Source organism: Paenibacillus sp. P32E (assembly GCF_001909085.1).
GTDB lineage: Bacteria > Bacillota > Bacilli > Paenibacillales > Paenibacillaceae > Paenibacillus_AQ > Paenibacillus_AQ helianthi.
The window spans coordinates 143631-157750 of sequence record NZ_LVYY01000007.1 but is presented as its reverse complement, the minus strand read 5'-3'; the positions used below and the strand labels follow the sequence as shown (position 1 = coordinate 157750).

The 14120-nt window shown below is 50.1% G+C and carries 11 protein-coding genes; 7 read left to right on the top strand and 4 right to left on the bottom strand.

What is annotated here, in order from left to right:
- Positions 1–322 precede the first annotated feature (322 nt).
- Together A3848_RS08560 and A3848_RS08555 are read left to right on the top strand one after the other, a co-directional pair.
- A complete protein-coding gene (locus A3848_RS08560) occupies positions 323–2032 on the top strand; it encodes a proline--tRNA ligase (protein WP_074084529.1) in 1710 nt (569 codons plus the stop codon).
- Between the two features lie 104 nt (positions 2033–2136).
- The gene (locus A3848_RS08555) at positions 2137–4434 is read left to right on the top strand and encodes a type IA DNA topoisomerase (RefSeq protein ID WP_074084528.1); all 2298 of its coding nucleotides are present in this window, start codon (positions 2137–2139) and stop codon (positions 4432–4434) included.
- 113 nt (positions 4435–4547) lie between these two features.
- On the opposite strand, the gene A3848_RS08550 is transcribed toward A3848_RS08555, so the two are convergent.
- The 3 genes from A3848_RS08550 to A3848_RS08540 form a co-directional block, all read right to left on the bottom strand.
- Entirely contained in the window at positions 4548–5282 is a 735-nt protein-coding gene (locus tag A3848_RS08550; RefSeq protein ID WP_074084527.1) for a DsbA family protein, read from the bottom strand.
- 98 nt (positions 5283–5380) lie between these two features.
- On the bottom strand, positions 5381–6133 hold the full coding sequence (locus tag A3848_RS08545; protein ID WP_074084526.1) for an HAD family hydrolase: 753 nt from the start codon (positions 6131–6133) through the stop codon (positions 5381–5383).
- Positions 6134–6266: 133 nt separating this feature from the next.
- Entirely contained in the window at positions 6267–7184 is a 918-nt protein-coding gene (locus tag A3848_RS08540) for an ArsR/SmtB family transcription factor (RefSeq protein WP_074084525.1), read from the bottom strand.
- A 138-nt stretch (positions 7185–7322) separates the two neighbouring features.
- On the opposite strand from A3848_RS08540, the gene A3848_RS08535 reads away from it, so the two are divergent.
- The 5 genes from A3848_RS08535 (at position 7323) to A3848_RS08515 (ending at position 12757) form a co-directional block, all read left to right on the top strand.
- On the top strand, positions 7323–8501 hold the full coding sequence (locus tag A3848_RS08535; RefSeq protein ID WP_074084524.1) for an MFS transporter: 1179 nt from the start codon (positions 7323–7325) through the stop codon (positions 8499–8501).
- Between the two features lie 95 nt (positions 8502–8596).
- Positions 8597–9322: a phosphonate ABC transporter ATP-binding protein gene (locus A3848_RS08530; protein ID WP_074084523.1), complete on the top strand. Its 726-nt coding sequence runs from the start codon at positions 8597–8599 to the stop codon at positions 9320–9322.
- 36 nt (positions 9323–9358) lie between these two features.
- A complete protein-coding gene (locus A3848_RS08525) occupies positions 9359–10642 on the top strand; it encodes a hypothetical protein (RefSeq protein ID WP_178381938.1) in 1284 nt (427 codons plus the stop codon).
- A complete protein-coding gene (locus A3848_RS08520; RefSeq protein WP_074084521.1) occupies positions 10635–11333 on the top strand; it encodes a response regulator transcription factor in 699 nt (232 codons plus the stop codon). The genes A3848_RS08525 and A3848_RS08520 overlap by 8 nt, the downstream gene beginning before the upstream one ends.
- Positions 11330–12757 carry a sensor histidine kinase gene (locus A3848_RS08515; RefSeq protein ID WP_074084520.1) on the top strand — a complete coding sequence of 476 codons (1428 nt, stop codon included), beginning with the start codon at positions 11330–11332 and terminating at the stop codon, positions 12755–12757. Before A3848_RS08520 ends, A3848_RS08515 begins: the two co-directional genes overlap by 4 nt.
- A gap of 79 nt (positions 12758–12836) precedes the next feature.
- Here A3848_RS08515 and A3848_RS08510 read toward each other — a convergent pair whose 3' ends face one another.
- A complete protein-coding gene (locus tag A3848_RS08510; RefSeq protein ID WP_074084519.1) occupies positions 12837–14060 on the bottom strand; it encodes a glucose-1-phosphate adenylyltransferase in 1224 nt (407 codons plus the stop codon).
- Positions 14061–14120: the final 60 nt, after the last annotated feature.

The following is a 14120-nucleotide window of genomic DNA, read 5'->3' as shown; positions in this document are numbered from 1 at the left end:
AGTAAAATCATATAGATTAAAAGCAATCATTATATCGAAAAGCATTGACCGAGGATCTATGTTTCCAGGATCGTTAGAACAGAGAAGGGATTCACCGGCTGAAAGGTCCCTCAAAGAACGAGAGAAGCATACCCTGCCTTGGAAGCTGCAGCACCTTATGCTGCCGGGATCGGCCGTTATCCGTATCGAGGACTGCCAGGTATGTACTGGCGGTTGAATTAGGGTGGTATCACGACACATTCGTCCCTGACGGATGTGTCTTTTTTGCGTTGATTTCAGGGGCCGGACATTCACTTTATTCCCACAAGAGAGGCTGATAAGTATGCGCCAAAGTAATCTGTTAGCAACAACCCTTCGCGAAGCGCCTGCGGAAGCGGAAACCATTAATCACCAACTGCTGCTGCGTGCCGGATATATCCGCCAGCTGGCTGCCGGAATTTATACTTATCTGCCTTTGGGACGACGGGTATTGCGTAAAATTGAGAATATCGTGCGGGAGGAAATGGACGTAGCTGGTGCACAGGAAATGCTGATGCCTTCCATGCAGCCCGCCGAGCTGTGGAGAGAATCAGAGCGATATGAGGTATATGGCAAGGAACTGATGAAGCTGAGAGACAGGCACGAGCGGGAGTTTGTACTGGGACCGACGCATGAAGAGGTAATTACCTCTCTTATTCGGGGAGAGATCAGCTCGTACCGGAAACTTCCGGTTACTGTCTACCAGATCCAGACTAAATTCCGTGACGAGCGCCGTCCCCGTTCCGGATTGATGCGTGGCAGAGAATTTTTGATGAAAGACGCATACTCTTTTGACATAGGCTGGGAAGGACTAGATGAGACATATGCAAGAATGTACAAGGCGTATCAACGGATTTTTGAGCGCTGTGGACTTTCTTACCGGGCCGTACAAGCGGATGCCGGAGCCATCGGGGGCGAAGGGGAAACCCACGAATTTATGGCCTTATCAAGTATTGGCGAGGATACGATTGCTGTATGCCCTGCCTGTGATTATTCCGCCAATCTGGAACAGGCTGAGGTTTATTATGGGGAGGAGGATATGCTGCGCAAAACGGACAGCCTCCCTGCTGCAGTGAAGTTCCATACTCCTGGTATCCGCACCATAGCTCAACTGGAGCAGGAACTGCAGATTGCACCGGAGCAGGTAATCAAAACGTTGATCTATCAAGGCGGGGGCCAGACCTTTGCAGTCCTTGTACGAGGAGATCATGAGGTTAATGAGGTCAAGGTAAGGAACTTTATCGGAGCTAGTGAGATCGCGCTGGCTGATGCCCGGGCTGTACAAGCAGCTGCAGGAGTGGAGAACGGTTATGTCGGGCCTGTGGGACTCTCACTACCTGTGCTGGTCGATAGGGCGGTAGCTGCAATGACTTCCGGGACTACAGGAGCTGGAGAAAAGGACTACCACTTCAGTGGAGTGGTGCCTGGCCGCGATTTCAGTCTTTCGCAAGTGGGGGATTTTCGTACAGCCCAGGAAGGGGAGCATTGTCCAGTTTGCGGCAAAGGGGTCCTACACTTTCATCAGGGGATTGAAATCGGACATATATTTAAGCTGGGGACGAAGTACAGTGATAAGCTCGGCGCTTCATTCCTCGATGCAACCGGCAGAAGTAAACCTATGATTATGGGCTGCTATGGTATTGGCATCTCACGCCTGCTGGCTGCGGTGGCTGAACAGAATAACGATGAGCAGGGGCTCATCTGGCCTATGGCACTCGCGCCTTATAAGGTGCATATCCTGCAGTTGTCCGTTAAAGACGAGGTACAGAAGTCAACTGCAGAAGCACTGTACAAGCAGCTTATAGAGCTCGGTATTGAGACTCTACTGGATGACCGGGATGAACGGGCAGGAGTGAAATTTAAAGACTCCAGTCTGATAGGCATACCTGTGGCCATTGTTGTCGGCAAGGATGCGGGGGAGCACAAAGTGGAGTACATGGACCGGAGATTGGGCAGTAAAGAGGTTATGGACATTGCTGAAGCGTTGTCCCGTGTTGCTTCTGGGCAGATCTGATGACCGGACAAAGTTTCCTGGAATACGTTAAAAAGTAGCGGAGTTAATGTTATAATAGACTACTGGACGTATTTTGGAAGAATGAGGCTAAGGAGCGAATCTTTTTGAAGACACTTATTATTGCGGAGAAACCGGATATGGGACGGAATATCGCCGCCGCAATAGAACCGAAGGCCAAAAACTACCGTTCTTATCTGGAAGGTGAGCAGTATATCATTACCTGGGCTATTGGTCATCTGATCGGTCTGGCCGAGCCGGAAGCGTATGATTCGAAGTACAAAAAATGGAATATTAACGATTTGCCCATCATTCCTGAGGAGTTCAAGCTGGTGCCGAATGCGCGTACGCTGGATCAGCTGAAGGTGATTGGGGAGCTGGCGAAGCGTAGTGATCTGCTGGTGAATTCCTGCGATGCCGGGCGTGAGGGCCAGCATATCTTTTCACTGATTCAGCGTCACCTGCAGCTTGCACAGCCCGTGAAGCGACTATGGATCTCCGATCTGACCCCGGAAACCATCCGCAAAGGCTTCCAGGAGCTGAAGGACGGGTCTGAGTATGAGAACCTTACCAAGGCTGCGAAGGCACGCAGTGAAGCGGATTGGCTGATTGGAATGAACGGTTCGCGTGCGTTTACCACCAAACATAATGTGCTGCTGTCAGTAGGGCGGGTACAGACCCCTGTGCTTGCGCTGATATATGACCGGCAAAAGACGATTGAGGCCTTTTCCTCACTGAAATTTTTTGAAGTCGAGGGTCATTTTGCCCAGAATGAGATGGCCTACAAAGGCATGTGGCAAGGAGAACGGATGACGGACGGAGCCAAGGCTGAAGCAATTGCTGCCAAGGTGAAGGGCAAACCGGCGCGGGTTGCTTCATACGAGGTGAAAGAAACCAAAGAATATCCGAACAAGCTGTATGATTTGACGCTGCTGCAGCGGGAAGCCAACGGCAAATATGCCTTTTCTGCCAAAAAAACGCTAGATCTCGCCCAGGCGCTTTACGAAAAGCATAAGGTGATTTCTTACCCGCGTACGAATTCCAACTATGTGACTGAGCAGAATATTCCGGAAATGCACAAGACACTGTCCGCACTTCAGGGAACGGCTTATGACGAATGGGTCAAAGGAGCGAACAGGAACTTGGTCCACAAGGGCAACAAATTCATCTGTAACCCTTCCAAGGTTGAGGATCACCATGCCATTCTGCCAACGAACCGTAAGGCTTCCGGACTAAGCGCCGATGAGGCTAAGCTCTATGATCTGATTGTCCGGCGGTTTCTCTCGCAATTCTATCCGGCTGCGGAGTATAAGGTGCATACGGTCATTACCGAGGTTGAAGGGGAACACTTCAAAACAACCGTCAAGGAACTGCTGAGTTTGGGCTGGAAGGTGATCTACGGCGATCAGAAGAAGGACAAGTCCAAACCGGCCAAAGGAAAGGGTAAGGAGGACGAGGAAGAGGAGGAAATCGAGGTTAGTGAACCATTCTCGATGGATCCCAACGCTGAGGTTCACTGCAGGGATGCCATTGTGAAAGAGAAGGATACCCAGCCGCCCAAGCACTATACCGAAGGGACGCTGCTCAAAGCGATGGAAAGTGCGGGCAAGCAGATTGAAGATGAAGAGCTCCGCGACGCCATGAAGGATTCAGGGCTCGGCACACCGGCTACCCGGGCGGCAACCATTGAACGGCTGAAGAATGTGGGTTATGTGGAAATGCAGGGTAAAAAAATTGCAATCACCCAAAAAGGCCGGACCGCAATTGAGCTGATCCGTGGAGCGGGTGTTGAGCTGCTGACTTCACCGGAAATGACCGGTCAGTGGGAACGGCGGCTGAATGAAATCGCCCGGGGAACAGCAGCAGACAGCCAGTTCATGGCGAATGTGAAGCGCTTCGCCTCCATGATCGTGGATAAGGTCCGTGTGCAGTCCCGGGCGGACAGAACCTCTTTCGAAGGGGAGACGCCTGCCCTCAGCGGCGGAGCCAAGAGCCGTAGCAACGCAGGCTCCCGGACTCCAGTCAACAAGCCGTCAGCGCCAAGGAAGCGCAGTGGGGATGAGGGGAGCACAGCTACAGCAGCTAAGCCTTCCCGAAGCAAGCAGACTGCAGCGGATAGCCAAACGGATAACGGTCCCAAGGTTATCGGAGCTTGTCCACGTCCGGGTTGTGGCGGTTTGATTTTTATGGGACGCAAAGGTTATGGCTGCTCCCATTACAAGGAAGGCTGCAAGTTCGTGATCTGGAAAGAAACCTTTGGACGGACGCTTACCGATGCCCAAGTGAAGGCATTGATTGAGAAGGGGCGCACCGGTAAGCTGAAGCTCACTGCGGAGGACGGCTCACCGCTGGAGGGCAAGCTGGTTCTGAAGAGCAGTGACACGGGACAGCTCGGCGTCGAGTAAGATTATCTGCAGCAATCAATCCGCAGCTTGAATGTTCATCTCGAAACAATATATAAGAGGATGCGCTCCAGCCTCCAGGGTTCCTGGCCGGGTCGCATCCTCTTTTGGTGAATTTATTTGCTGTCAGACGTGGCGGCTTCAATAGCAGCGGTCAGTCCCTCATAGGAGGAGTCAGGCAGCAGCTTTCCATTTACCATAAACTTCGGCGTGCCGTTAACACCATATGAGCCGGCAATTTTGAAGTCTTCTTTTACATCGTACATATAGGTCTGGTTCTTCAGATCCTGCTCGAACTTGTTGTAGTCAATGCCTTTAATGTTATCCTTCACGAAGCCTAGAATGAATTTCTGGGTCGCCCATATTTTGCCCTCATCACCCTGGTTCTCGTACAGCTTGTGCACATACTCCCAGAATTTCTCATTGCTTTGATGATAGATGGCTTCGCCGGCACTGGCGGCAAGATAGGAGTCACGGTCGAGAAAGGCGAAATTCATGAAATAGAACTGTACTTTTCCGGTATCCACATAATCCTTAATGAATGTATCCAGATAAGCGGCGGTCCACTTTTTACAGGCGGGACATTTGAAATCAGCGAATTCAATGACTTTCACTTTGGCATCTTCGCTTCCCAGATGCGGCTGTTTTTCATATTTCAGCCCGTCCACAACGATGGTTCTTTTGACATCTGTGTAGTTCGGGAGTTGGTCTAGTTCGCCTGTTTCGCTGGCTTTGCCTTTTGTAGTGACAAAGACAAGAGCACCAATCAGCAGAATGACAACGACTCCGAGCAGCATTGGCAATAATCGTCTGGTATTCGCTGAGGTGTTTGGGTTTGTTTTCTTATTCATTGCTAACCTCCTGCGTGGGATGAAAATCTACTCAAATAGTATAATCATACCCGCCGCAGGCTGCATATGTCATTTGTAACAACGAACCAGGGAGCGCATCAGCCGTGACTCTTATACTGTACTGCAGACCGGATGACCGGAGGCACCTCGATGATGCTGGAGATCGTCTGGACGGACTGCTGCATCTCGCGCTGCAGCTCAATGAGATTGTATAGCCATTCATTCTTCTGCTTCAGATAGATACTGTTGATGCCTGCGGTTAAAGCCGGGAGCACATCTGTGCGCAGGGAGTTGCCGATCATCCAGGTGTTTTTGCGGTCGAAGCTATGCGTACTCAGAATATTCTCCAGCGACTCGATGTTTTTATGCTGGCGGATGTAGATCCGGTCGTCAAAATAAGCGTCAAGCTTCATTTGCTCAATTTTGCGCTGCTGGATGGTATCGTCGCCTCCGGTGTAGAGATATAGGGCATGACCGTCCTGCTTCAGCGTGTCCAGCGTTTCCACCATGCCCGGATAAGCTTCGACCTCCTGATCATAAACGCTCATCCCGAGCTTCATCAGCTGTTGTTCATGAAAAGGTTCAGCGGGACGGTTATATTTGATGCAAAAAAAGCGGTAGGTCGCAATGAGTGATTTCGGGAAATTATCGCTGGCGAGGCCGCTTGTGCTTACGGTTTGTACATCGATTTCCACCTGCTTGCTGCGGAATTCTGCGGTGGTTGCGCCATATTCACCAAACCACTCGGACATCAGCTCGAAATATTGCCCCAGAATGAGGTCGAAATATTTGTTGCAATGCACCAGGGTGTCGTCTAGATCAAAAATCACTTGCTGTGTCAAATATTTCATAATGCTCACTCCTAAATGTTTTGAGAGCAACTGCTCCTTGACTGGCTTCGTTCAAAACTCGCTTCGGAAGCATAGGCCATGTTTTGAGAGCAACTGCTCTGTATCTGTATCTCTTTCTGAATTTGTATACCTATTATAGACGAATATAGGACTCCAGGAACATCTGAAGTTCCGAAGCACCGTCAGGCCTAATGCTGTAGCGTTCTGTGCCTTCTCCCCGGAGGTGTACACGCAGCAAGCCGGCGACACGCAGGATGAGCAGGTGATGCATCAGCATTTCTCTGGATTGGCTGAGTTCTGACTGCATCTCCCACAGGGTCTTAGGCTCATGGGCAATAAAGCGCAGCATGCGCAGCCGGGTCGGGTCCGAAAGAGCTTTTGTCAAGCGGAGCAGCACTGTAGGCGGCTCATCTTCACTGTCCAGAGGTACATCGACCGGATACTGTACCAGCATCATTGTTTTATAGAAGCAATAGGTATTAATCGGCCGATTATGGACGGTGGGCAGCAGTACGATGGTTTCCAGCTCCGGGATGTCCTCCACGACAATTCCGCCGGAGGCATATTCAATTAGAGGCACAATGTCCATTTTACTCTCCAGCATTTTTTTCTCGGAGGCATCCTCGATCAGCAGCGGCAGAATCTTTTGCTCCGTATGACGGAAATACTGCTCGTACCACAGGCGCAAGAGCGGAATGTATCCATATTTGATCCGGGCGCATTCTTCCAGAGTGAACTCTTGGAAAAAAGGTGTTGTACGCTCGAAGCATTCTTCCAGCGAGCAGGATTCAAGGTCATCGAGGAACTGCGTTACTTTGGAGGCCGTACCTCTGGTGTATGCCCATGCGTAGAGCACATCATAGTCATCAAAAGGCCACTCCGCGGCCTGACGCAAGACTGAAATCTGAACCGGAGCGATACGGCTGTCCACATCACGGATCCAGTCAGGACCGATGTCAAGATTCGAAATCCATTTTTTTGTTACATATAACATAAAACTGTCAAGCAGCTCATATACCGGCGAAACATCAATTTCTAATTTATAGTTCATGAAGCTTGCACCCCCAGAAAAATCGGTCACTTCTATATATTATCTCTTGTTTTGAAGAAGGTTGTCCACTATAATGTTCCGTGTTTGCCAGGCGGTTACACCAGCCATAACCAAAGAAATACATAGGAGGATTCATCTGTGTCAGACAGTCACTCAATATCAGCGAACCAGAGCAGCAGGCTCAATTATCTCATTCTGATTACTGTTATCATTGCGGCGGGACTGAGCCAAGGCCTGCTGCTGCCGGTCTTATCCATTCTGCTGGAGCAAAAAGGGGTCTCATCCTCACTCAACGGATTGAATGCCGCCGCACTGTATGTAGGCTCGTTTGCCATGACGCTTGTAGCGGAACGGATTCTCAGCGCAATCGGTTTCAAAAAACTAATCACAGCAGGCATCAGCATTGTGCTGGTTTCGTTAATATGTTTTCCGCTGCTTCCAGGTGTCAAGGCATGGTTCGTGCTGCGTCTTCTGGTAGGGATCGGGGATTCAGCAATCAATTACGCTGCCCAGCTTTGGGTGCTGTTAATGACACCTGCGGAGCACCGGGGACGTAATCTATCCCTGTATGGTATGTCCTACGGGCTAGGGTTCAGCCTGGGGCCGCTTGGCATAAGTCTGCTCCGTTTCGGGCAGGCGGTACCTTTTGCTGTGATTGCGCTATTATTTCTGTTCGTATTGATCCTGGTGGCGCTGAAGCTTCCCGACTCTCATCCGGACAAAGTGGAACATGGGGAAGGGCAGGCACGCCGTTTCGCCCGCAGTTATACTCTTGCGTGGTATGCGCTGATTCCCGCTCTTTTATACGGATATATGGAGGCAAGCCTGAACAGCAACTTTCCGGTCTATGGTCTGCGTATCGGCTTCAGTGCCAACCAGATTGCAGCGCTCCTTCCATTCGCGGGAATAGGCGGGTTGCTGCTTCAAATGCCGTTAGGTATATGGAGCGACCGGTACGGGCGGAAAAAAATACTGATCTTCTCCGGTGTGGGCGGGGGATTGGCGTTTGCCTTGTTGCCGCTTACGGGAGACCGCTTCTTATGGACTCTGGCTGTGCTTATGGCAGCGGGCGGACTTGTGGGTTCCTTTTTCTCACTCGGGCTCAGCTATGCTGCAGATATCCTTCCCCGCAATTTACTGCCTGCCGCTAACGTAGTCTCATCTTTTCATTATAGTTTCGGCAGCATTATGGGTCCGGGAATTGGCGGCGTGCTGCTGCAATTTGGCTGGGGTGGAGGGGTTTTTGTTCTTCTGGGTGTTTTATATATTGTGTTCGGCCTGGCAGGGTTATTATTCTCGCCACGGAAGCCGATTTGAGGTAAGATAAGAACGAGTGCTCGCATGGAATTTGATCCCGCTTTCAGAGTACACTATAGAGTAGAGTAGAGATGAAGACAGGGAGAGGCTGAACTATGATTACAGTTGAACATCTGGCCAAAGCAGTAGGAGAAGAGAAGAATCCGGTCCTGCAGGATATTGGCTTTCAATTAGAAGAAGGTGAACTTGTGGTTCTGCTGGGAGCCAGCGGAAGCGGCAAATCGACACTGTTGCGATGCCTGGCGCTCAAGGAGAAATGGGACAGGGGCAACTTCAGGGTAGATGGAACGGATATCATGAAAAGTGTCTTTGCCGGCAAACGCAAGATCCACCGGGAATGGGCATATCTGGAGCAGAATGCGGAACTGAATCCGAACCGTACAGCGCTCAAAAATGTGCTGATTGGACAGTCCTCCCAGACGCCTCTCTGGCGGATGGCTACCGGCATGGTGCGTTCAGATGATTACATGGGTGCAATGGACGAGCTGGATTTACTCGGCCTGCTTGACAAGGCGAAGATGAAGACCAGCCAGCTCAGCGGCGGGGAACGTCAGCGTGTGGCGATTGCCCGTGCATTGGTGCATGGTGCCAAGGTTATTCTGGCAGATGAGCCGGTTACCGGCCTGGATCCCAAAACAGCGGAGAATGTGCTGGAGACGCTGCGCAAGCTGTGCAAGGAGACAGGGCTTACCGTGATTACCGTGATTCCGATTGAGCTGGCAGAGCGATATGCTACACGCATTTGGGTGCTGGAAGACGGAAGAATCAAACATGATGTCAGAGGCCGCCGCCTAACCTCTCAGGAGCGTGCCCATTTATAACAGATCGAACCACGTAACCGGGAAAGAGTGATGAAGTTGAGTAGACATGTTATAAAGCGTCTGGCGGCGTTATCACTGTCACTGTCTGTGCTGTCAGGCTGCACCTTTATCAGTGACCCTGTTTCGCGGATGAAGGCACCCCAGCTGTCGGCTGACAAGGCATCACTGATGACAGCGATCAATTCACTGAAGCCCGCCGGCTCCACACTGATTCGTCCGGCGAATGACGATGACAGTTCTATTTTCACGGAGGATCTGGATAAGGACGGCGTCATGGAGACGCTGGTGTTCTATCTTACCAAGAACGAAACGGTACAGATTCACGGGATGATTTTGGAGAAGCAGGATGAAGGCTGGGTGAAGAAGCTTGTATTTGACGGCAACGGGATGGAGCTCGATTCTGTTGATATCCAGGATGTGACCGGCGACGGCAAACTGGATATCATTGCAGGATACTCACGCGGTGAAGAAAAAGGCATGGTAGTGTACCGCTATACGGGGGGAGTCCTGGAGGAAGTGCTGACCCAGCCTTACACCAAATATTTGCTGGATGACCTGAACGAGGATGGCATTGAAGACATCACAGTTGTGAATTTCAAGCGTAATGAATTTGCCACAATTACAACCTATCAGTACAGTGACGGGTTCAAGGTTCTGGATGAACTGGATGATCTGGACCCGTATTTCAGTAATTATTACAATATTGTCTCAGGAAAAGTAGCAGAGAACAAAGAAGGTATTATCCTGGATGCTGCGGTGGATTCCCATTCGGCATACACAACCATGGTTGTGATGGATAACAACAAGCTGCGGGTGGTTGTTCCGGGAGACGCGCGGACGTTTAAAGAACGAAAGATTGTCAGTGAAGACATCGACGGTGACGGTATTTTGGAGATCGGCCTGCTCGAGCCGCCAAAGGGCTGGGAATATTTCGATCCGCAGACGATCCCTTATTTTAATTCCTATTACAAATGGGATGGGAAGAACGGTCTTACGTTCTCCGATCAGCTGTACCAGGACCCGTCTGACCGATTCACGATTAACATTTTACCGAAGTGGTTCGAGAAGGTGACGGTTGACACCAAGTCCGTTCAGGATAAATATCTAAGATTTATTATGCTGGACACCGGAAAAACGGTCGCTGAGGTTTCTTTTTTTACTCCTGTTGAATGGGAGCGGGAGAAAAATGAAGGCTGGGAGCTGTTAGGAAGCGATATGGACAAAATAATCGGCTACCGTGGAGAATTGGATGAGAGCAAAAGCGGAGGAGAAAGCAATAAAATCACCTCGCCTATTGAAAGGAAGGGAATCGATGAGTAAGGTATTAATCCTGGAGGATGAAGAATCCATCCGGAGTTTTATCGTGATTAATCTGAAACGGAACGGTTTTGAAGTACTGGAGGCAGCAGACGGTAATGAAGCCCTTCACAAGCTGACAACGGTGCCGGATATTGACATTGCACTTCTGGATGTCATGGTGCCAGGCATCGACGGTTTTGAGGTATGCAGACGGATCAGGGAGACCAATGAGCGTCTGGGGATCATTTTTCTGACGGCCAAAGTTCAGGAACAGGATAAAGTATATGCCCTGTCGGTAGGAGCAGATGACCATGTCAGCAAACCGTTCAGTCCTACTGAGCTGATCGCACGCATCCAGTCACTGCTGCGCCGGGTCAATGTTCACCGTGAGCAGTCCGCCAAGGTATCTTTTCATTCCGGACCCTTTACGCTTGATCTGATTTCCAAGCAGTTCAAGCGCAGCGGAGAGGCCATTGAGCTGACACCGACCGAATTTTCACTGGTGCAGTATTTTCTGGAGATGGAGAATACCCCGCTTAGCCGGGATTCACTGCTTGATCATGTCTGGGGCAAGGAATATATGGGGGATCCCAAGATTGTGGATGTGAACATCCGCCGGCTGCGTCAGAAGATCGAGAATAATCCCTCGGAGCCGGAATATCTTCAGACCGTGTGGGGTCATGGCTATAAGTGGAAAGGCCAAGCACAATGATCAAGAAGGGGATGCGCAGACAGATTGTATTGCACTATATTTTTGTCGTCTTTGTGGCGCTTCTCCTCGTTGAGGTTATATTCCTGCTGGCGATCCGGACGTATTACTATGACAGTGTATACAGTAAAATCACCTTGCATATCGGAATGGCGGAGGATTTCCAGAAATATGAGATTTCCGGGGATCACTCGCCCAATCAGCTGCAAAAGCTGCTGGATTTCTTTCAAATGGACTATACCGAGCTGCAGGTGCTGACACTGGATGGCAATATGCTCATCAGCTCCACTGGATTTCAGCCCGACCGCACGATTACAACAAGTGATGTACCAGAGGCGGTGGGGGGAAGCTTCGGCCGCTGGGTGGGACGCCAGCCCGGAACGAATGAGAGTGTAATGGCGGTGTCCAAGATGGTGCATATCAACGGGCGAGAAACTTATGTGATCCGTTACATTACCTCCATGGAGAGAATCGACAGTGACCTGTTGAACCTGACACTGGTATCGATCGGAATTGGTGTGGCGGTGATGTCGATTGTGGTATTGTTCAGTTTCGGTCTGGCAAATTCCATTGTGAAGCCGCTGAAGAATATTACGGCGGTCTCAGCCCAGATGGCCAAAGGCAAGTTCACAACGCGGATCAAAGGCGATTACAAACACGAAATTGGGGATTTGGCCTCTACCCTGAATTACATGGCAGATGAAATTATCCGCAGTAATCAGATTAAGGATGATTTCATTTCCTCCATCTCGCATGAGCTGCGGACCCCGCTTACTAGCATTAAGGGCTGGAGCGAAACGCTTATTTCAGGCGGGTATGATCCCGAGGAAACCAAGCTGGGCATGGGCATTATCTCCAAAGAAAGCGACCGGCTGATTGGGCTTGTGGAAGAGATTCTCGATTTCTCCAAGCTACAGCAGAACGAGATGAAGTTGTCAATGGGCCGTGTAGATATCAAAGTGCTGCTTCAGGAGACGATTCTGAACATTTGGGCCAAAGCAGAAAAGAAACGGATTCATCTGCTTTTGGAATGCGACGAGACGTTCTATATCAAGGCTGACGCTAACCGGTTGAAGCAGGTATTCCTTAACCTGGTAGATAACGCTGTGAAATTTTCCCCCGAAGATTCAAGCATTGTTTTGTCCGCACACTGTCTGAGCGGCAGTGAACTGGCGGTCGTTGTTCGTGACAGCGGGATAGGTATCAGTGAGGTACATCTTGGCAGAGTACGCGACCGGTTCTTCCAGGTGGATGCGCTGAATGGCGGCACGGGTCTAGGCCTCGCGATTTCTCAGCAAATCGTGGAGCTTCATGGCGGCAAGCTTGAAATGGACAGTGAGCTTGGCAAGGGGACGCAGGTAACAGTGATCCTGCCTATGACGGAAGAGCAGACTGTCACTGCTTCGCAGGAAGACAAACTGCTATAACATGAATATTGAGATGATAAAAAGGATGAGGAAGCTGTCGTTGACAGCTTCCTCATCCTTTTTTGAACATATATGGTTGTTAAGAAGGAAGTCCTTCTGCACGCAGTCGGCCTGTTTTTTCGTATACTTCCTGCAAAAGACGGGAAGGCTGGGTCTTAATCACCGGTTTGGCAGCTACGATCTCATGTGGCCCAACGACTACAATGTTCTCTGCACTGCCTTTGATCACGGCACCATCTTTAATGACTGCACCTTCGCCTATAATGGCGTTCTCAATCAATACCCCACGGCCAATTTTTACCCCAGGCATAATGACGCTCTGTTTAACCAGGCTCAGCTTGCCGATTTCAACTCCTCCAAAAACAACCGAACGATTCAGACTGCCCTCCAGCAGGCAGGTTTCGTTCACCAGGCTGTCAGTGGTAGGCATCTGAAGGCGTGGTTTATGTGGAGCTGGTTTTATCCTGCGGGCTCTGCTGTACATGGGCCAACGGGAGTTATCGAGCTTGAAGCCTTTGTCTTCGTGCAACAGGTCCATATGAGCTTCCCACAAGCTGTCGACGGTACCAACATCTCTCCAATAGCCTTTGAAACGGTATGCGAACAATTCATCATGGCCATCCAGCATGGCTGGAATCACATCCTTGCCGAAATCATGGCTGGAGGCAGGGTTAGCTGCATCCCGCAGCAAATGCTCTTTGAGGTATTTCCAATCGAATAAGTATATTCCCATCGAAGCAAGGTTGCTCTTTGGTACCTTGGGTTTCTCTGCGAATTCGGAAATCTTAAGCTCCTCATTCACATTCATCACACCGAACCGGCTGGCCTCATCCCAAGGCACCTCCATGACTGAAATGGTGGCTTTTGCCGATTTGCCCACATGATAATTGAGCATTTTCTTGTAATTCATATGGTAAATGTGATCCGCCGACAGAATTAAGACATGCTCAGGGCTGTGGCTGTCAATAAATTCAATGTTTTTATAAATAGCATCGGCTGTTCCTGTGTAGCTGTCTCTGCCTTCAACGCCGGAAGGAAGCAGCTTCACACCTTTGTTCGACTGGGTATGGAGCCCCCATGGCTCACCCGCTCCAATATGGTTGTGCAAGGAATTAGCTTCATATTGTGTCAGTACCCCTACAGTATCAATATTGGAATTAACACAGTTACTGAGGGGAAAGTCAATGATTCTATATTGTCCTCCGAAAGGGACTGCGGGCTTAGCCATGGTGGAGGTCAAGGGAGCCAATCTGCGGCCTTCCCCGCCTGCCAGAAGCATGGCGATACATTCTTTTTTACTCATTTGTTATCCCTCCCATTTTTTTGTCAATGCTTGTAATATACACGCTCAGCAAGCACTTGA